Origin of the sequence: Halospina sp. K52047b (assembly GCF_008709855.1) — a bacterium.
Classification (GTDB): Bacteria; Pseudomonadota; Gammaproteobacteria; order Pseudomonadales; family Oleiphilaceae; genus Halospina; species Halospina utahensis_B.
In genome coordinates this window covers 113,869-132,386 of record NZ_VYJH01000004.1, presented here as the reverse complement: position 1 = coordinate 132,386, position 18,518 = coordinate 113,869, and the positions used below count along the sequence as shown (strand labels likewise).

18 protein-coding genes are annotated in these 18,518 nt (G+C 61.1%); 17 read left to right on the top strand and 1 reads right to left on the bottom strand.

Features of this window, described 5'->3' with window-relative positions:
- The first annotated feature begins 1 nt into the window (after position 1).
- The 5 genes from rnpA (at position 2) to F3089_RS07280 (ending at position 6,100) form a co-directional block, all read left to right on the top strand.
- Positions 2 to 391 (top strand): ribonuclease P protein component, encoded by a 390-nt coding sequence (rnpA, locus tag F3089_RS07300; protein WP_160898191.1) that lies wholly within the window; start codon positions 2 to 4, stop codon positions 389 to 391.
- Positions 306 to 644, top strand: coding sequence for a membrane protein insertion efficiency factor YidD (yidD, locus tag F3089_RS07295; protein ID WP_151440154.1), 339 nt, complete (start codon positions 306 to 308; stop codon positions 642 to 644). Before rnpA ends, yidD begins: the two co-directional genes overlap by 86 nt.
- Before the next feature lie 8 nt (positions 645 to 652).
- Positions 653 to 2,371, top strand: coding sequence for a membrane protein insertase YidC (gene yidC, locus F3089_RS07290; protein WP_151440153.1), 1,719 nt, complete (start codon positions 653 to 655; stop codon positions 2,369 to 2,371).
- A 14-nt stretch (positions 2,372 to 2,385) separates the two neighbouring features.
- Positions 2,386 to 3,753: a tRNA uridine-5-carboxymethylaminomethyl(34) synthesis GTPase MnmE gene (gene mnmE, locus F3089_RS07285; protein WP_151440152.1), complete on the top strand. Its 1,368-nt coding sequence runs from the start codon at positions 2,386 to 2,388 to the stop codon at positions 3,751 to 3,753.
- 178 nt (positions 3,754 to 3,931) lie between these two features.
- A complete protein-coding gene (locus F3089_RS07280; RefSeq protein WP_225741704.1) occupies positions 3,932 to 6,100 on the top strand; it encodes a TonB-dependent receptor plug domain-containing protein in 2,169 nt (722 codons plus the stop codon).
- Between the two features lie 47 nt (positions 6,101 to 6,147).
- Here the strand turns inward: F3089_RS07280 and F3089_RS07275 are convergent, their stop codons facing one another.
- Positions 6,148 to 7,968: an acyl-CoA dehydrogenase C-terminal domain-containing protein gene (locus tag F3089_RS07275; RefSeq protein WP_151440150.1), complete on the bottom strand. Its 1,821-nt coding sequence runs from the start codon at positions 7,966 to 7,968 to the stop codon at positions 6,148 to 6,150.
- Positions 7,969 to 8,135: 167 nt separating this feature from the next.
- On the opposite strand from F3089_RS07275, the gene F3089_RS07270 reads away from it, so the two are divergent.
- The 12 genes from F3089_RS07270 to atpG all read left to right on the top strand — a co-directional run bounded on the left by F3089_RS07270 (position 8,136) and on the right by atpG (position 18,511).
- The gene (locus F3089_RS07270; RefSeq protein WP_202405556.1) at positions 8,136 to 8,681 is read left to right on the top strand and encodes a DUF3833 domain-containing protein; all 546 of its coding nucleotides are present in this window, start codon (positions 8,136 to 8,138) and stop codon (positions 8,679 to 8,681) included.
- Between the two features lie 286 nt (positions 8,682 to 8,967).
- Entirely contained in the window at positions 8,968 to 10,854 is a 1,887-nt protein-coding gene (gene mnmG / locus F3089_RS07265) for a tRNA uridine-5-carboxymethylaminomethyl(34) synthesis enzyme MnmG (protein WP_095616138.1), read from the top strand.
- Entirely contained in the window at positions 10,855 to 11,508 is a 654-nt protein-coding gene (rsmG, locus tag F3089_RS07260) for a 16S rRNA (guanine(527)-N(7))-methyltransferase RsmG (RefSeq protein ID WP_151440148.1), read from the top strand.
- A gap of 5 nt (positions 11,509 to 11,513) precedes the next feature.
- The gene (locus F3089_RS07255) at positions 11,514 to 12,308 is read left to right on the top strand and encodes a ParA family protein (protein ID WP_095616140.1); all 795 of its coding nucleotides are present in this window, start codon (positions 11,514 to 11,516) and stop codon (positions 12,306 to 12,308) included.
- 46 nt (positions 12,309 to 12,354) lie between these two features.
- Positions 12,355 to 13,239, top strand: a complete 885-nt coding sequence (locus tag F3089_RS07250; RefSeq protein ID WP_151440147.1) for a ParB/RepB/Spo0J family partition protein — start codon at positions 12,355 to 12,357, stop codon at positions 13,237 to 13,239.
- A 106-nt stretch (positions 13,240 to 13,345) separates the two neighbouring features.
- Entirely contained in the window at positions 13,346 to 13,723 is a 378-nt protein-coding gene (locus F3089_RS07245; protein WP_158223020.1) for an ATP synthase subunit I, read from the top strand.
- A gap of 17 nt (positions 13,724 to 13,740) precedes the next feature.
- Complete coding sequence (atpB, locus tag F3089_RS07240; protein WP_151440146.1) at positions 13,741 to 14,592, top strand: F0F1 ATP synthase subunit A; 852 nt, start codon at positions 13,741 to 13,743, stop codon at positions 14,590 to 14,592.
- Between the two features lie 55 nt (positions 14,593 to 14,647).
- Positions 14,648 to 14,872: a F0F1 ATP synthase subunit C gene (gene atpE / locus F3089_RS07235; protein WP_077529949.1), complete on the top strand. Its 225-nt coding sequence runs from the start codon at positions 14,648 to 14,650 to the stop codon at positions 14,870 to 14,872.
- A 79-nt stretch (positions 14,873 to 14,951) separates the two neighbouring features.
- Positions 14,952 to 15,422, top strand: a complete 471-nt coding sequence (locus F3089_RS07230) for a F0F1 ATP synthase subunit B (protein ID WP_077529950.1) — start codon at positions 14,952 to 14,954, stop codon at positions 15,420 to 15,422.
- 12 nt (positions 15,423 to 15,434) lie between these two features.
- The gene (locus tag F3089_RS07225) at positions 15,435 to 15,971 is read left to right on the top strand and encodes a F0F1 ATP synthase subunit delta (protein WP_151440145.1); all 537 of its coding nucleotides are present in this window, start codon (positions 15,435 to 15,437) and stop codon (positions 15,969 to 15,971) included.
- Between the two features lie 69 nt (positions 15,972 to 16,040).
- Entirely contained in the window at positions 16,041 to 17,585 is a 1,545-nt protein-coding gene (atpA, locus tag F3089_RS07220) for a F0F1 ATP synthase subunit alpha (RefSeq protein ID WP_151440144.1), read from the top strand.
- Between the two features lie 65 nt (positions 17,586 to 17,650).
- A complete protein-coding gene (gene atpG, locus F3089_RS07215) occupies positions 17,651 to 18,511 on the top strand; it encodes a F0F1 ATP synthase subunit gamma (RefSeq protein ID WP_151440143.1) in 861 nt (286 codons plus the stop codon).
- The last annotated feature ends 7 nt before the right edge of the window (positions 18,512 to 18,518 follow it).

The window sequence follows — 18,518 nt, the reverse complement described above, 5'->3', positions numbered from 1 at the left end:
GTTGCCGCCTGACTTCCGATTTCCCCGCCAGGCAAGACTGCTCAACAGTCGTGATTACACGCGGGTATTCGACAGTGTCGAGTTCAGGGCCGGCAGCCGTGGATTCCTGATGCTTGCCCGGAGTTCCGACGAATCCCGGGCATTGCCCCGTTTGGGCATCATCGTGGCCCGCCGGCATCTGCCCAAGGCCACAGCACGCAACCAGTTCAAGCGTGCCGTACGGGAATCCTTCAGGCATCGACAGCACGATCTGCCAGCTCTGGACGTCATTGTCCTGGCCCGGCCCGGCGGCAATACCATGGACAATGCCGAACTGTTCCAGGAATTGGACCGGGCGTGGCGGAAGCTGGGCAAACAGGCGACCTCCCGGTCTCCGGCAAAAACGGGATAACCCAATGCGCTGGCTGCTTCTTCTGCTGATTCGCGCTTACCAGTACGGGATCAGTCCACTGATGCCCCCTCACTGCCGGCATACGCCCAGCTGTTCCGAATACGCCGTGAGCGCCATCGAGCAGCACGGCATGATCCGCGGTGGTTACTACGCGCTGCACCGCCTATTCCGATGCCATCCCTGGGGCACCTCCGGTTATGATCCGGTTCCAGGGGTTTCCCCGACCCATCAATCCTGTTCACGCAAAGGATGACCCAATCCATGGATATCCCCCGCGTCGCCATATGGCTCGGTCTGGCCATAGTCAGCTACCTCCTCGTCATGGCCTGGAACGAGGATTATCACCAGCAGCCCGTTTCCACCGAACCCGTGGCTGCCGAGGAGTCCGCTCCCGCCGATCCGGGCACCCAGAGCCAGCAACCTCCGAACAGCAGCGATAGCGGCGATGGTTTTGAGCGCCCGGAATCTGACATGGCGTCGGCCGGGCAGCAGACCAGCAGTAAAGCGACCGGATCCGGCGCGACCGCCGACAGCAGTGACACCATCCGGGTGAAAACAGACGTTCTGGATGCCCGCATCAGCCTCAACGGCGGCCATCTTGTGGAAGCCTGGCTGCCCGAGCACACCCGAACTCTGAAGTCGGACAAGCCCCTGCAGCTGCTCCGGAGTGACGAGGAACTCACCTACATCCTTGAAAGCAGTCTTCTAGGTGATGGTGGTTCCGCACGCGGCCACGGGAATCTGACCTTCAACAGCGACTCCGACAGCTATCGTCTGGAGGAAGGTGAAGACAAGCTGACCGTGGATCTGACCCATAAAACGGATTCCGGGGTACAGATCATCAAACGCTACACCTTCGAGCGTGATCACTACCGCCTGAAGGTCAGCTACCATATACGGAACAATTCCAGTGAGCCCTGGAACGGATACTTCTCCGGTCGTATCGTGCGTGATGAAAGTGGCGATCCCACCGGCCAGAGGATCCTTGGCGTCCAGGCTTTCCTCGGCATGGTTCTGAGCACACCCCAGGAGCCCTATACCAAGTACGAGTTCTCGGATCTGAGGGAAACCCCCCTGAACCGCCAGGTCGAGGGGGGCTGGATCGCTTTCCTCCAGCATTACTTCATGAGCTCCTGGATCCCGGACCAGGATGAGACCCATCGCTACCAGACCCGCCAGCGTGGCAGTAACCTCCATGTCATGGGCTTTGTCAGTCCCGGTACCAAAGTCGCTCCGGGTGAAGAGAAAGAGATCAGTTCCAGGGTCTACGTCGGCCCCAAGATCATCGAGCGTCTCCAGGGCATTGCGCCCAATCTGGACCGCACGGTCGACTTTGGCTGGCTGTTCTTCATTTCCCAGCCCCTGTTCTACCTCCTGGACTGGTTCCATGGCCTGACCGGCAACTGGGGTGTTGCCATCATCCTGCTGACTGTCGTGGTTAAGCTGGCGTTCTACAAGCTTTCGGCCACCAGTTACCGTTCCATGGCCAACATGCGCCGTGTCCAGCCGGAGATGCAGCGTCTCAAGGAACAGTACGGCGATGATCGCCAGAAGCTCTCCCAGGAGATGATGAATCTCTACAAGAAGGAGAAGATCAACCCACTGGGCGGCTGCCTGCCGATACTGGTGCAGATGCCGGTGTTCATCTCCCTCTACTGGGTGCTGTTCGAGAGTGTTCAGCTGCGCCACGCACCCTTCATGCTGTGGATCAACGACCTCTCGGTGATGGATCCGTACTTCATCCTGCCGATCCTGATGGGCGGCTCGATGTTCCTGCAGATGCAGCTGAACCCGACACCACCGGATCCGGTACAGGCGAAGGTGATGAAGCTGCTGCCGATCATGTTCACCTTCTTCTTCCTGTGGTTCCCGGCAGGCCTGGTGCTGTACTGGCTGAGCAACAACGTGCTCTCCATGGCACAGCAGTTCTTCATCTACCGCCAGATCGAGAAGGAGCAGGGGAAGTCCGCCAAGGGCTGATCCTCTGACGCGCCATGAGCGGTGCTGACCGGGATACCATCGCTGCCCTCGCTACGCCTCCGGGCCGCGGGGGTGTTGGCGTTATCCGCCTCTCGGGGCCACAGGCCCTGGTCCTGGCGCAAGCCTTCCTGGGGTTTGAGCCCCGGCCCAGGTATGCTCACTATGGCCCTTTCCTGGATGAGACGGGCGATGTCCTGGATGAGGGTATTGCCCTGTACTTTCCCGGTCCGCATTCCTTTACTGGTGAGGATGTCCTTGAACTCCAGGGCCATGGCGGACCCGTCCTCATGGACCGGATCCTGGCTTCCGCCACGGTCCGGGGGGCCCGACTTGCACGCCCGGGGGAATTCTCGGAACGCGCCTTTCTGAACGATAAACTGGACCTCGCCCAGGCCGAGGCCATTGCCGATCTTATTGAAAGCAGTTCGGAACAGGCGGCTCGAAGTGCCCTGCAATCCCTTCAGGGTGCCTTCTCCAGGGTGGTCTCGGGACTTATTGAGGAACTGGTCCAGCTCCGGGTCTATGTGGAGGCGGCCATCGATTTCCCGGACGAGGATGTGGATTTCCTCGGTGACGGCAAGGTTGCCGCGGATCTCCAGGCCCTGCTGGAATCACTGGACCGCACTGTCCAGGAAGCCCATCAGGGCACACTGCTGAGGGACGGCATGCAGGTGGTCATCGCCGGAAAACCCAACGCCGGCAAGTCCAGCCTCCTGAATGCCCTGTCCGGCCAGGACACAGCCATCGTGACCGAAATCGAGGGCACAACCCGGGACGTGCTGCGAGAGCAGATCCAGATTGACGGCATGCCGCTGCACATCATTGACACCGCGGGCCTGCGCGACAGCGCCGATGAAGTGGAACGCATCGGCATCGACCGGGCCTGGGCGGAGATCGAGAAAGCGGACCGTCTCCTGTTGCTGGCGGACAGTACCATCACAGCGGATACCAACCCTGCCAGGCTGACAACAGGGCTACCCCGCCAGCTACCGCAGGAACTGCCGGTAACCGTGCTTCGCAACAAGGTGGACCTTTCCGGTGAAACCCCTGGCTATACCGAAGACGAGGGCACCCCTGTTATCCGGCTTTCCGCGCAGTCCGGGGAGGGCATCGAGGCGCTGCGCGAACACCTGAAGGACTGCATGGGTTACCAGACGGCCGCCGAGGGCCGCTACATGGCACGCCGGCGCCACCTTGACGCTCTCGAGCGCGCCCGCGCCATGGTGGTCCAGGGCCAGACCCAGCTCAGCGAGTTCGGCGCCGGTGAGCTGCTTGCCGAGGATCTGCGCCAGGCCCAGGAGGCACTTGGCGAGATCACCGGTGCCATGACACCGGATGAGCTCCTGGGCGAAATCTTCGGATCCTTCTGTATTGGCAAATAGTCACAGCTGATTCCATTGCTCCTTTACCTGGCCATTACCATTCGATTGCTCGAATAAATGTTATGGTATAACATCCGATAATTCCATCATCACGAACTGGAAGTCCCCGGATTGGGGAGCTTGCTCAGAGCGATTATCTTGAAGTTACGTTATACCGTTTTATAGGGTTGTTATGAGATTGAAGCCAATCAAAAGCGGTGGACTGCCTGGCGCCGTTCAGGCCTCCCTGGGGCTGTTGGGTCTTACCACGGTCGCGCCTCTGGCCTTTGGGCAGGATGAGGCTGATACGGGGGTTATGGCCCTTGACGAGGTAGTGGTTGAGGCTGGCGCACCGGCACCGGGCTCGCCCCTGATGCAGGCCGCTCAGATTGACGTCCTGCAGGGCGAGGACAAGGATCGCCGCGAAAGCGCCACTCTTGGCCAGACGCTGGATCACCTTCCCGGGGTCGATACCGTCAGTGCCGGCAACCAGGTGGGTAAACCGGTGATCCGGGGGTTGTCCGGGAATCGGGTGCGTATCCTGTCTGACGGCATCGGTGTGGATCACCAGCAATTCGGAACCCGGCATTCGCCGAACATGGAGCCCTTCCTGAGTGAGCGGATCGAAGTAGTGCGAGGCGCTTCCAGCATCCTCTACGGATCCGATGCCCTGGGCGGTGCGGTGGATGTACAACCCCTGCCACTGACTTTCAGCAGTGATGGATCCCGTCACAACAGGGGCGAGGCGCTACTGGGGCATGCTACCAACAACGACCAGAATGACCTCGGGCTCAAGGGAACCAGCCAGGGGAAGCACTGGAGTTTTGCCGCTGGCATCATTCACCGGGACGCCGGGGATGTCACCGTGCCGGATGACCGGACCTTCTTCCCGCCGCCTCCCAGTGACGCCGGCAAACGCCGGGCACCCGCCTACACCGGATCACTGGAGTACACGGACTTTGACCAGACCAACGGTCAACTCGGCGTCGGTTATCGTGGGACCTTCGGCGAGGTCCGGATGCGCTATACCGGATGGCGCAATGAACACAACTTCCTGCTGCCGCCCCCGGCCGGCAACAAGCCGCCTGGCCAGGGCCCGGAGGGCATCGGCCAGAATCTGGAGAACGACGAGCTTCGTCTGGACGCCACGCTGCCGGTCAATGACACCTGGACCCTTCAGCCAACCCTGGCATGGCAGAATAACCTGCGCCAGTCGAACGCGGCCGGTGTCCCGAGGGATGCGCTGTTTGATGGGACCCTCGACATTGAATTCGACCAGTACACCACCCGTCTCGAGGCCAGACACGGCCAACTGGCGTTTCTCGACGCCGGGCGCATGGGGATTGAATACCGCACCAAGCAACAGGTCTCCCGTGGCACCACCCAGCTGACGCCCGGAGGTCGGGTGAACAATGTCGGCCTGTTTGCCTTTGAGGAGCGCACACTGGGGCGTCTCACCCTGCAGGCTGGGTTGCGGCAGGACTGGACCGAGACCATCGCGAAAAGCAGCAAGACGGCGGCGCCGACTTCGTTCTCAGGCAGTGACTCCAATGACTACTCGGTGACATCGGGCTCGTTCGGTGGTTCCTATGCCCTGACCGATAACCTGACGCTTGCCAGTAACATCGGGCGTGGTTTCCGGGCGCCGACCCTTTTCGAACTCCATGCGGACGGGGTGCATGCTGGTGTTGCGGCGGTCCAGAAGGGCAATGACGACCTGGATGCTGAGAAATCGCTGAATACCGACCTGTCGCTCCGGTGGCGTTCCCACGAAACGTCTGCCAGTGCCACGGTTTACCGCAATGCGATTGACAACTACATCTACCTTCACGACACGGGCAATACGCAGGACGCTCTGCCGGTGTTTCAGTACCAGCAGACCGACGCCGTCCTCACCGGCGTGGAACTGACAGCCCGGGCACAGATGACTGAAACGCTCGAGCTGAGTACCACCTATAGTGCCGTTGACGGTGAAAACGACCAGACCGGTGAGGACCTGCCACTCCAGCCGGCTGACGAACTGCTGGTCGCAGGAACCTGGACACCCGGGAACTGGGGATGGGCCCGCAGTCCCTATATCCGCCTGGGTCTCCGGCATAACGCTTCCAGGGAGGCAGCCCCGGGTGAACCCTTCGCCCAGTTCGACAACGCCCCCTTCGGCACGGCATCGACCGATGCCTATACTGTCGCGGACCTGGCCCTGGGCTTTTCCGTGGATGGCGTTACGGGCGCGCCCATGCGGTTCAGCCTCGAAGTGCGGAATCTGACGGATAAGACCTACCGGGACTTTCTGGATACCTACAAAGGCTATGCGCTGAGCCCCGGGCGCGATGTGCGCATGACCCTCAGGGTGCCGCTGGGGGGTTGAGATGAAAAAGCCGGCCCGGAGGCCGGCAGGGGAGGGGTAAAAGGGGTTCAGTAATCGAAGGCGAAGGCCTCGTTACCCAGCTGCATCAGGGTATCGCTGGGGCTCAGCATGCTGTCGGCATGGCCCTGGGCCTGTGGCAGCATCCGCTCGAAGTAGAATTCAGCGGTGGCGAGCTTGGCGTTGTAGAAATCCTCACTCTGGTCGCCGCCCTCGGCCAGGCCCTGGCGCGCGGCGGCCGCCATGCGCAGCCACATGAAGGCCATGTAGACATAGCCGCTGTACATCAGGAAGTCATGCGCGGCCGCCGAAACCATGTCGCGGTCCTTGCGGGCGATGACCATCAGCCGGAACGTCAGCCAGTTCCACTGGGTTGCCAGCTTGAGGATCTGCCAGGCCCAGGGCCGCAGGGTGCTGTCGGTGAGGTGCTTGCGCGCCTCGTTGCTCATGCGCAGGGTGAAGTCACGCACCGCGCCGCCCTGTGTCATCATCAGCACCTTGCGGCCGAGCAGGTCGAGCGCCTGGATGCCGGTGGTGCCCTCGTAGAGGGTGGCGATCCGGGTGTCGCGCACGATCTGCTCCATGCCGTGCTCCTTGATGTAGCCGTGGCCGCCGAATACCTGCATGCCCAGGTTGGTGGCCTCATAACCCTTCTCGGTGAGGAAGCCCTTGAGGATCGGGGTCAGGAAGCCGAGCTTGTCGTCGTACTTCTGGATCTTCTTCGTGTCCTCCTCCAGGTGGCCGCAGACCATGTGATCCGCGTACTGAGCGGCATCATAGAGCATGGCCCGCCCGCCTTCAGCCACCGCCTTCTGGGTCAGCAGCATGCGGCGCACGTCCGCGTGGTACATCAGGCTGTCCGCCACCTGCTCCGGCTCTTTCTTGCCAGAGAGTGCACGCATGGAGCGACGCTCCTTCGCGTAGGCCAGCGCATTCTGGTAGGAGAGTTCGGCCGGACCCACGCCCTGGATGGCGGTACCGATCCGGGCCGTGTTCATGAAGGTGAACATGCACTCCATGCCCTTGTTCTCCTCCCCGACCATGTAACCGTTGGCGTCATCGAAGTTCATGGTGCAGGTGGCCGAGGCCTTGATGCCCATCTTCTCTTCCAGCGCGCCCACGGAAACCCCGTTGGCCTCGCCCGCGTTGCCCTTCCCGTCCGGCAGGTACTTGGGCACGATGAACAGGGAAATGCCCTTGGTGCCCTTGGGCGCCTCCGGGGTGCGTGCCAGCACGATGTGCACGATGTTTTCGGCCAGGTCATGGTCTCCGGAGGAGATGAAGATCTTGGTGCCGGTGATGCGGTAACTGCCGTCCTCCTGGGGGACAGCCTTCGTGCGGACCTGGCCAAGATCGGTGCCGCACTGGGGCTCGGTCAGGCACATGGTTCCGGTCCAGCGGCCCTCGGTCATCGGCGTCAGGTAGGTCTGGCGCTGATCCTCATCACCATGAAGCTGCAGGGTGTTCATGGCCCCCATCGACAGACCCGGGTACATGCTGAAGGGCCAGTTGGCGGTGCCCATCATCTCCTGCTTCATCAGGCCCAGGGAGGCGGGCAGGTTCTGGCCGCCGTATTCCTCCAGGCTGGAGAGGCCCTGCCAGCCACCGGCCACGTATTCCTCGTAGGCTTCCTTGTAGCCGGCCGGGGTCTTAACCTCGCCATCCACCAGTTTGCAGCCTTCCTGGTCGCCGCTCTGGTAGAGCGGAAACAGAGTGTTCTCACAGAACTTGGCACATTCACCGAGGATGGCGTCCACCATGTCCGGTGTCGCCTCGGCCCCGTTGCTCAGGCTCTGGTAGTGACTGGGGTAGTCGAACACTTCGTTGAGCAGGAAATTCACGTCGGTCAGAGGCGCCTTGTAGCTTGCCATCTCGGACCCTCCCATCTGTTTACTGTGAAGACAGTTTCTGACAGCTCCGTCATTCGAGCCAATGGCGACGTGTACATCTGTGTACGTCACTGCGGCCACCCAATGAACCCTCCCGGGAAAACCCACGTATCCAGTAACAGTCACTCATTCCGATGGAGGTTCAGCCCATGGCAGTCATACATCCAGCCCGCCGCGTCTACGGGCTTCTTTTTCTGGTCCTGCCCTTTCTGGCGGCCTGCTCCGGCCCCGCAATCAACGACTATGCGGGCCAGGAGCCGGAGCTGGTGCCCAGTGAGTTCTTCCAGGGTGAGCTGACCGCCCGTGGTGTGGTGAAGAACCGTTCCGGCGAGGTGATCCGCCATTTCGATGCCACCATTGATGCGTCATGGGATGAGGAGGGCGTGGGTACCCTGGACGAGGTGTTCACGTACAGCGATGGTGAGACCGACACGCGCGTCTGGACCCTGGAGCCCCGTGACGGCGGCTATCACGCCACGGCTGGGGATGTGACAGAGCCGGGTTTCATGGAGTTCGAGGGCAATGCCATCCACATGAACTACGTGCTGGAAGTGTCCTTCGGAGGAAGCACCTACAACGTCCGAATGGATGACTGGATGTACCGTGTCACCGAGGACACCGTCATCAATGAAACGGAAATGACCTGGTGGGGATTCCGTGTGGGCGAGGTGGTCCTGGTGATCCAGAGACAGTAGGTCGCCTTCCTTGTGGAAAACTCTGTTTACAGAATAGGGAGAGATCTGTAGAAAATTTAAAAAATACTTTTACGTCAGCATTCTAGGTAATAAATAAGGCTTTTTAAGGCTCCTCCAATCTGTGGACAGTTTTTTGAGTGCTTTGTGACGAAAGCACTGCAGGTGTCTGTTATTCCGGGATAGATGGTATCTGTTCAGAAATTGTCCGGATCGCCTGCACAGGCTTGACGCTTCGGGTTATACTACGCGGTTCATTCAGAGATACCGGCAAACCCCGAGGTCCAGCGTGGAATACCCCAAGCACTTCGACGTCATCGTCATCGGCGGTGGCCATGCGGGCACCGAAGCGGCCCTCGCCGCGGCCCGCATGGGGCGCGATACCCTCCTGCTGACGCACAACATCGAGACCCTTGGCCAGATGTCCTGTAATCCCGCCATCGGCGGTATCGGCAAGAGTCACCTGGTGAAGGAGATCGATGCGCTGGGCGGGGCCATGGGCCTGGCCACGGACCAGGCGGGCATCCAGTTCCGGGTTCTCAATTCCAGCAAGGGCCCGGCCGTACGCGCTACCCGTGCCCAGGCGGACCGTGCCCTGTACAAGGCCGCCATCCGCAACATGCTGGAAAACCAGCCCAACCTGCATATCTTCCAGCAGGCGGCGGAGGATCTGATCGTCGAGAATGACCAGGTGCAGGGCGTGGTCTCCCAGACCGGTGTCGCCTTCCGGGCACCCACGGTGGTGCTGACCACCGGTACCTTCCTCGGGGGGGTCATCCACATTGGCATGCAGAATCAGCAGGGCGGCCGCGCCGGCGACCCGCCGACCATCGGCCTGGCCAAACGGCTGCGGGAGCTCCCGTTCACCGTGGGCCGGCTCAAGACCGGCACACCCGCGCGGATCGACGCCAAGACCGTGGACTTCTCGAAGATGGACGTTCAGCCCGGCGACGAACGCGAACCGGTGATGTCCTACATCGGCAGTGCGGATTCGCATCCAGAGCAGATGTGCTGTTACATCACCCGCACCACGCCGGAGACCCACGACATCATCCGGGGGGCCCAGGATCAGTCGCCCATGTTCTCTGGCGACATTGAAGGCGTTGGGCCGCGCTACTGCCCCTCCATCGAGGACAAGGTCCACCGCTTCGCGGACAAGGATTCCCACCAGATCTTCGTGGAGCCGGAAGGCCTGAACAGCCAGGAACTCTATCCCAACGGTATTTCCACAAGCCTGCCGTTCGACGTGCAGATGGCCTTCATCCGGACCATCCCGGGCTTCGAGAACGCCCACGTCACCCGGCCGGGTTACGCCATCGAATACGACTACCTGGACCCGCGCGACCTCCATCACACGCTTGAGACCCGCTTTATCGGCGGGCTCTATCTGGCGGGCCAGATCAACGGCACCACCGGTTACGAGGAAGCCGGCGCCCAGGGCCTGCTGGCCGGGCTCAACGCGGCCCTGGCCGCGCGTGGTGAGGAACCCTGGTACCCACGTCGGGACGAAGCCTATCTCGGTGTACTGGTGGACGACCTCATCACCATGGGGGCGAAGGAGCCCTATCGGATGTTCACCAGCCGGGCGGAATACCGCCTGGTGCTGCGTGAAGACAACGCGGATCTGCGACTGACCGAAACAGGGCGCAATCTGGGTCTGGTAAGCGATGAGCGCTGGGCTGCGTTTGAGGCCAAGCGCGCAGGCATCCAGGCGGAGCGTGAGCGCCTTGACCGCACACGGATCCATCCGGGCACGGAAGCAGCGGCGGTGGCCGACCAGTACCTGAAACAGCCTCTGAAAAAGGACCAGACCCTGTCCGAACTGCTGCGCCGGCCGGAGGTCGACTACGAGGCGGTTGCTGCCATTGGGGGCGAACGCGCCGAGGATCCGGTGGTGGCCGAACAGGTGGCCATCCAGGTCAAATACGAGGGCTACATCTCCCGTCAGGAAGCGGACATCGAGCGCCTGCGCCGGCATGAGAACATGACCCTGCCGAAGGATCTGGACTACGACAGTGTCGGTGGCCTGTCCAATGAGGTGAAGCAGAAGCTTGAGGAAACACGTCCGGAAACCATTGCCCAGGCCTCGCGCATTCAGGGCGTGACGCCGGCGGCGGTCTCCCAGCTGCTGATCCATCTCAAGAAACGGGATCTGCTGCAGCAGGAAAGCGCCTGAATGGACACGGAGCGCCGTGAACTGGAGGCGGGGGCCGAAGCACTCGGTGTCCGTCTCGCCCCGGAGACGGCGGACCGGATGCTGCGGCTTCTGGATCTACTGGAAAAGTGGAACCGGGCCTACAACCTGACCGCCGTACGCGAGCGCAGCGCCATGTGCGCCCGGCACCTTCTGGACAGCCTGACCCTGGTGCCGCGGCTCGGTCCTGGCCCCATACTGGACGTCGGCTCCGGCGGCGGCTTCCCGGGCCTGGTCCTGGCATTGCACTCGCCGTCCAGACAGGTGACACTGCTGGACAGCAACAGCAAAAAGACCCGGTTCATGACCCAGTGCCGGCTGGAGCTGGGCCTGGATAACATGCAGGTGGTGCATTCCCGGGTCGAGGACTGGCAGGGCGGCCCCTTCCCGCAGATCACAAGCCGCGCCTTCGCCTCACTGGCGGAAATGGTACCCATGACGGCCCATCTACTGGCGCAGGACGGGGAACACCTGGCCATGAAGGGCCCGGAAGCCACCACCGAGGTTGAAGGGCTGCCCACCGGTTGGCAGCTGCTTGAAGACAGTCGGGTCACCGTACCCGGCGTGGACGCGGAACGGCGGATACTGCGCATCGGGCGCAACAGCACGGATTCCACGGGCGAGACAGGAGACTGACGGTAATGGCGCGCATCGTGGCGGTAACCAACCAGAAAGGTGGCGTGGGTAAGACCACCACCTGTGTGAACCTGGCGGCCTCGCTGGCGGCGACCAAGCGCCGCGTGCTGCTGGTGGATATGGACCCCCAGGGCAACGCCACCATGGGCAGCGGGCTCGACAAGAACGAACTCAAGGTCAGCGGCTTTGACGTGCTGACCCGCCGCCAGAACGCTGCCGACGTCTGTACTGAAGCACCGGACTCCGGGTTCGATGTGCTGCCGGCCAACGGCGACCTGACCGCCGCCGAGGTGGAGCTGATGAACGAGATCGGCCGGGAGCACCGTCTGCGCCTGGCGCTCAAGCCCATCACCGAGCTCTATGATTTCATCCTCATCGACTGCCCGCCGGCGCTCAACCTGCTGACCGTCAACGCCCTGGCCGCCGCCGACTCGGTGCTGATTCCCATGCAGTGCGAGTACTACGCGCTGGAAGGGCTGGCTGCACTCATGGGTACCATCGAGCAGATCCAGGAAACCGTGAATCCGGCGCTGAAAATCGAGGGCCTGCTGCGTACCATGTATGACCCCCGTAACAGCCTGACCCTGGACGTATCGCGCCAGCTCAACGACTACTTCGGCGACCGGGTCTACTCGGCCGTTATCCCGCGCAACGTGCGCCTGGCCGAAGCTCCCAGTTACGGCATGCCGGCGCTGCGCTACGACCGCAGCTCCAAGGGTGCCATCTCGTATCTCGCGCTGGCGGGGGAGATGGTCAGGCGTAATGGCAGCCAGCAATCAGAGGGCGCCGTCGCCGTTTGACGGCAGGCACCCGCACCAGCAACGAACAGGATAACAAGCAACCATCATGTCATCGCGCAAACGCGGACTGGGCCAGAGAGGCCTCAACGCTCTTCTTGAAGGTTCCCGGACCAACCTGGAGGATGACGCTCCGGCGGATCCGGCCATTGAAGCCGAGCTGAAAGAGCTGCCCCTGGATCTGATCCAGCGCGGGCGCTATCAGCCGCGTCGGGACATGGATGAAGAGGCGCTGCAGGAGCTGGCCGAGTCCATCAAGCAGCAGGGTGTGATGCAGCCGGTGGTGGTGCGGCCTCTGGAGAGCGGCCATTACGAGCTGGTCGCCGGTGAACGTCGCTGGCGCGCCACCCAGCTCGCAGGCCTGGACCGCATACCGGCGTTGATCCGTCAGGTTCCGGATGAGGCTGCCATTGCCCTGGGTCTGGTGGAAAATATCCAGCGCGAGAACCTCAACCCTATCGAGGAAGCCGCCGCCCTTTACCGCCTGCAGGAAGAATTCGGCCTGACCCAGCAGCAGACGGCTGACGCCGTGGGCAAGTCACGCACCACCATCACCAACCTGCTGAGGCTCATGGGGCTGGTCGAAGAGGTCCGGATTATGCTGGAACACGGCGACCTAGAGATGGGCCATGGCCGCGCCCTTCTGGGTTTGCCGGAGCAGCAGCAGGCGCCGGTCGCCCGCCAGGTGGTGAGCAAGTCACTCTCGGTACGTCAGACAGAAGCGCTGGTGCGCAAAAGCCTGGAGCAGGGCCAGGACAATGCCAAGCCGGAACCGAAAAAGGAGGATCCGGACATCCGCAACCTCCAGGATCGGCTGGCGGATCGGCTCGGCGCGCGCGTGGCCATCAATCACGGCAAACGTGGTAAGGGGAAGGTGGTGATCGAATACAACAGCCTGGATGAGCTGGACGGAATTCTTGATCATATCCAGTAGTCGGCTGCTGGCAATCGTTCGAATTTTCATCCAAATTTATTGATCCAGACCACCCAAAGCCCTATAATCTGCCCCGCTTTAACAACGGCCGACAAGGGTTGGCATTTTGAACATCAGGCGGCCTCCGGTAGGCCGACTCATCACGCTACAGCTGGGAATTCTGCTGCTGATCAGCAGTCTTTTCCTGCTTGAGTCGGCGCTCGGTGCCCGCTCCGCCCTGTTCGGGGGGCTTGCTTACTGGATACCGAACAGCCTTTTTGCCCTGCGCTATTTCCGCCATAGCGGAGCGCGGCGGATGGGGGCGGTTTTCGCGGCCATGATGGCCGGTGAGATGTTCAAGCTGTCCGCGACAGTGGTTCTTCTGGCGGGCACGCTGATGCTGATCCAGCCAATCGACGGGCCGGCCCTGTTTACAGGGTTCGGCACCATGATCCTCAGCCACATGCTGACGCCGCTTGTGTTCAGTAGGGTTGCAAACCGATGACGGGGCGAGAGTAGAACATGGCAGGTGAATCTCCAGCGGAATACATACAGCACCACCTTACAAACCTCACCTACGGAAAACTGCCGGCCGGTTTTGAGCGGAACGGCACCGAACTCCAGGAAGCCACCTGGACCATGGCCCAGTCCGCCGAAGAGGCACGCGCCATGGGGTTCATGGCGTTTCATGTGGATACTCTCTTCATGTCGGCGCTGACAGGCATCATCTTTCTGGTTCTTTTCCGGATAGTGGCCAGGAACGCCACCAGTGATCAGCCCGGCAAGCTCCAGAACCTGGTGGAAATGGTTGTGGAATTCACTCAGGATCTGGTGAAGAACACCTTCCACGGTCGTAACCCCATGATCGGGCCAATCGCCCTGACCGTCTTTGTGTGGGTTTTCCTCCAGAACTCGCTCAAGCTCATCCCGGTGGACTACATTCCGGCCCTGACCTCGGCCATGGGCATCGAGTACACCAAGATCGTACCCACCACCGATCCCAATGCCACTTTCGGCATGGCTATCGGTGTCTTCCTGATGGTGCTCTACTACAGCATCAAGGTGAAAGGCGTGGGCGGTTTCACCAAGGAGCTGACCTTCAGTCCCTTCAACCACTGGTCTCTGTCCTGGTTCAACCTGATCCTTGAGACCGTGGGGCTGTTGACCAAGCCGTTTTCCCTCGCGCTCCGGCTGTTCGGCAACATGTACGCGGGTGAGGTGATCTTCATCCTGATCGCATTGCTGCCGTTCTGGGCCCAGTGGGCGCTGCAGGTGCCCTGGCTGATCTTCCACATTCTGGTGGTCACGCTACAGGCCTTCATCTTTATGGTGCTCACGATCGTGTATCTGAGCATGGCCCATGAAGAGCATTAACCATCAATCTTTGATGATCCTAAACCCCTAAACCGTCGTTAAATCAGGAGTTGTTATGGAACTCGTAATCATCGCCGCCGCAATCATGATCGCCTCTGGTGCTCTGGGTACCGCCGTTGGCTTTGCCCTGCTGGGTGGCAAGCTGCTCGAAACCACTGCACGCCAGCCGGAAATGGCCGCTGAGCTCCAGACCAAGACCTTCATCATGGCGGGTCTTCTGGACGCGGTTTCCATGATCGGTGTGGGTATCGGTCTTTACCTGATCTTTGTTGTTGCATAACACCGGATGGTTGAGGGGTGGTCCAATAGCGGCTGCCCCATCGTCCCGAACGCAACGAATCGGAAAGAGGTAGAACGCCGTGAATATCAACCTCACGATGATCGGGCAGACCATCGGCTTCTTCATCTTCATCGCATTCTGCGTGAAGTATGTCTGGCCCCCGCTGGTTCAGGCCATGCAGGATCGCCAGAAGAAGATCGCCGACGGCCTTGCCGCATCCGACCGGGCAAACCAGGACCTGGAACTGGCCCAGCAAAGGGCAACCCAGGAACTGCGGGAAGCGCGTGACGAAGCGGCCACGATCGTGGAAAAGGCCAACAAGCGCGCCAACCAGATTGTGGAAGAGGCCAAGACCGAAGCCCGTGAACAGGGCGATCGGCTGCTGGCCCAGGCCCGCGACGAGATCGAGCAGGAACGCCAGCAGGCACGGGATGCGCTGCGCGCTGAAGTTGCCACTCTTGCGATCGCCGGCGCGGAAAAGATTCTGGAATCCTCCGTCGACGCCAAGGCGCACAGCGAGATGCTGGATAAGCTCTCCGCGGAACTGTAAACGAGGTCCAACATGGCAGAGTCAACGTCACTCGCCCGACCCTACGCGCGGGCGGCATTCGAAGCGGCACGCGACAGCGGTCAGTTCGATGACTGGAGTCAGTCGCTCAATCTGCTGGCGGCCATCACCAGTGATGACCGCATGGCCTCGGTCCTGCGCCATCCGGGCCTGAGTGCCCAGGAAAAGATCCAGCTCATCAGCGACGTCTGTGAGAACCCGCTCCCGGAGTCAGTCAACAACTTCATCCATATCATGGCTGAAAATCGCCGGCTGGCGCAGTTCCCGGCTGTTGCGGCACTCTTCGAAGCCTATCGTCATGATCATGAGCGGATTGTCGACGTCACGCTGACCACCGCCTTTGAACTGAACGATGAGCAGAAGCAGCGGCTTTCCCAGGCCCTGGAAAAACGCCTGGACCGCTCGGTTGAGCTCAGTGTTGAGTCCGATCAGTCAATCATCGGCGGCGTGGTTATCCGAGCGGGTGACGAGGTTATTGACGCCTCGCTGCGCGGGCGCCTCAACAGGCTGGCCAACGCCATGAGCGCCTGAGTCCGCCAGGCACGGCAGGAACCGAATTCCGACACGCGGTCATTTGCAGAATTTTTTGAGGACACAGGCATGCAGCAACTGAATCCATCCGAAATCAGCGAGATCATCAAGAAGCGCATCGAAAAGCTCGATGTGTCTTCTGAAGCTCGCAATGAAGGGACGATCGTCAGCGTTTCCGACGGCATCGTTCGCATCCACGGTCTGGCCGACGTCATGTACGGCGAGATGGTTGAGTTCCAGAACGGCAACTACGGCATGGCCCTGAACCTCGAGCGGGATTCGGTCGGTGCCGTTGTGCTCGGTGAGGACGAGGGCCTCGCGGAAGGTCAGAAGGTCAAGTGTACCGGCCGCATCCTTGAGGTGCCGGTGGGTCGCGAACTGCTGGGCCGCGTCGTGGACGCCCTGGGTAACCCGATCGACGGTAAGGGTGACGCGGGAACCACCGAAACCACACCGATTGAGAAGGTGGCCCCCGGGGTTATCGCCCGCGAAGAGGTGAACGAGCCCGTCCAGACCGGCCTGAAGCCGATTGATACCATGGTTCCCGTCGGTCGCGGCCAGAGGGAGCTGATCATCGGCGACCGCCAGATCGGTAAGACCGCCGTGGCCGTTGATACCATCATCAACCAGAAGAACAGCGGCATTAAGTGCATCTACGTGGCGATCGGCCAGAAGCAGTCGACCATCGCCAACGTGGTGCGCAAGCTGGAAGAACACGGTGCCATGGACAACACCATCGTGGTCGCTGCTGGTGCCGCCGATCCGGCCTCCATGCAGTTCCTGGCGCCCTACGCCGGTACCTCCATGGGTGAATTCTTCCGTGATCGCGGCGAAGACGCCCTTATCATCTACGACGACCTGACCAAGCAGGCCTGGGCGTATCGCCAGATCTCCCTGCTGCTGCGCCGTCCGCCGGGCCGTGAAGCCTATCCGGGTGACGTTTTCTACCTCCACTCCCGTCTGCTGGAGCGTGCGTCCAAGGTCAATCCGGAGTACGTTGAGAAGGCCACCAACGGTGAAGTAACCGGCAAGACCGGGTCACTGACGGCACTGCCGATCATCGAGACCCAGGCCGGTGACGTGTCCGCCTTCGTTCCGACCAACGTAATCTCCATTACTGACGGTCAGATCTTCCTGGAGACGGACCTGTTCAACTCGGGCATCCGCCCGGCGATGAACGCGGGTATCTCGGTCTCCCGTGTGGGTGGTTCCGCGCAGACCAAGATCATGAAGAAGCTTGGTGGCGGTATCCGTCTGGCTCTGGCCCAGTACCGCGAGCTCCAGGCGTTCGCACAGTTCGCGTCCGATCTGGATGAGCAGACCCGTAAGCAGCTGGAGCACGGTGCCCGTGTTACCGAGCTGATGAAGCAGGAACAGTACTCGCCCATGTCCGTGGGTGAGATGGCGACGGTCCTGTTCGCTGCCAACGAGGGTTACCTCGAGGATGTGGACGCCAAGAAGATCGTGGATTTCGAAAAGGCGCTTATGGATTACATGCGCACCGAGCAGTCTGAGCTGCTGGCCAAGATCAACGACTCCGGCGAACTGAATGACGAGGTCGAGAGTGGTCTGAAATCAGCGCTGGATAAGTTCAAGTCGACCCAGAGCTGGTAATGCCGTTCGGGGCCTGCGGGCCCCGTGACTGTGGCGGAGCGATCAACCGGAAAAGGCACTGAACTATGGCCAGCGGAAAAGAAATACGCACTCAGATCTCCAGCATCCAGAATACGCAGAAGATCACCAACGCCATGGAAATGGTGGCGGCGAGCAAGATGCGTAAAGCCCAGGAGCGCATGGAACTGACCCGCCCCTACGCGAGCAAGATCCGGGATGTGATCGGTTATCTGGCGGAAGCCGACTCCGACTACCGGCACCCGTTCATGGAAGCTCGGGAAGCGAATCGTGTGGGCTACATCGTCGTCTCCACGGATCGTGGTCTCTGTGGTGGTCTGAACAACAATCTGTTCAAGACCATGCTTCAGGACAGCCGCTCCTGGAACGACAAAGGCGTGCCGTCGGATTTCTGCACGCTCGGTCAGAAAGCCAGCGTTTTCCTGAACGTGGTGGGTGGCAATATCGTGGCATCGGAAACCCAGCTCGGGGACCGGCCCAGCGCGGAACAGGTCATCGGCAGCGTCAAGGTGATGCTCGACGCCTACCGCGACGGCAGCATTGACCGGCTCTACGTGGTGTACAACCAGTTTGTGAACACCATGACCCAGACGCCGACCATCGAGCAGCTTCTGCCGCTTCAGGCGGAAGCGGAACCGGAAGGCAAGTATCGCTGGGACTATCTCTACGAGCCGGATCCGCGGACCCTGCTTGACGGGCTTCTGACCCGTTACGTGGAATCCCAGGTGTACCAGGGTGTGGTCGAGAACATCGCCTGTGAGCAGGCCGCTCGGATGATCGCCATGAAGAGCGCGACCGACAACGCCGGCGAGATCATCGACGATCTCAAGACCGAGTACAACAAGGCCCGTCAGGCCAACATCACGCAGGAAATTTCCGAAATTGTCAGTGGTGCAGCGGCCGTTTAAGGCGATA

Bases quoted from the DNA above. Each gene is read 5' to 3' on its own strand.
- yidD (WP_151440154.1), top strand. From the start codon at position 306: ATGCCGAACTGTTCCAGGAATTGGACCGGGCGTGGCGGAAGCTGGGCA.
- yidC (WP_151440153.1), top strand. From the start codon at position 653: ATGGATATCCCCCGCGTCGCCATATGGCTCGGTCTGGCCATAGTCAGC.
- mnmE (WP_151440152.1), top strand. From the start codon at position 2,386: ATGAGCGGTGCTGACCGGGATACCATCGCTGCCCTCGCTACGCCTCCG.
- F3089_RS07275 (WP_151440150.1), bottom strand. From the start codon at position 7,968: ATGGCAAGCTACAAGGCGCCTCTGACCGACGTGAATTTCCTGCTCAAC.
- F3089_RS07270 (WP_202405556.1), top strand. From the start codon at position 8,136: ATGGCAGTCATACATCCAGCCCGCCGCGTCTACGGGCTTCTTTTTCTG.
- rsmG (WP_151440148.1), top strand. From the start codon at position 10,855: ATGGACACGGAGCGCCGTGAACTGGAGGCGGGGGCCGAAGCACTCGGT.
- F3089_RS07255 (WP_095616140.1), top strand. From the start codon at position 11,514: ATGGCGCGCATCGTGGCGGTAACCAACCAGAAAGGTGGCGTGGGTAAG.
- F3089_RS07250 (WP_151440147.1), top strand. From the start codon at position 12,355: ATGTCATCGCGCAAACGCGGACTGGGCCAGAGAGGCCTCAACGCTCTT.
- atpB (WP_151440146.1), top strand. From the start codon at position 13,741: ATGGCAGGTGAATCTCCAGCGGAATACATACAGCACCACCTTACAAAC.
- atpE (WP_077529949.1), top strand. From the start codon at position 14,648: ATGGAACTCGTAATCATCGCCGCCGCAATCATGATCGCCTCTGGTGCT.
- F3089_RS07225 (WP_151440145.1), top strand. From the start codon at position 15,435: ATGGCAGAGTCAACGTCACTCGCCCGACCCTACGCGCGGGCGGCATTC.
- atpA (WP_151440144.1), top strand. From the start codon at position 16,041: ATGCAGCAACTGAATCCATCCGAAATCAGCGAGATCATCAAGAAGCGC.
- atpG (WP_151440143.1), top strand. From the start codon at position 17,651: ATGGCCAGCGGAAAAGAAATACGCACTCAGATCTCCAGCATCCAGAAT.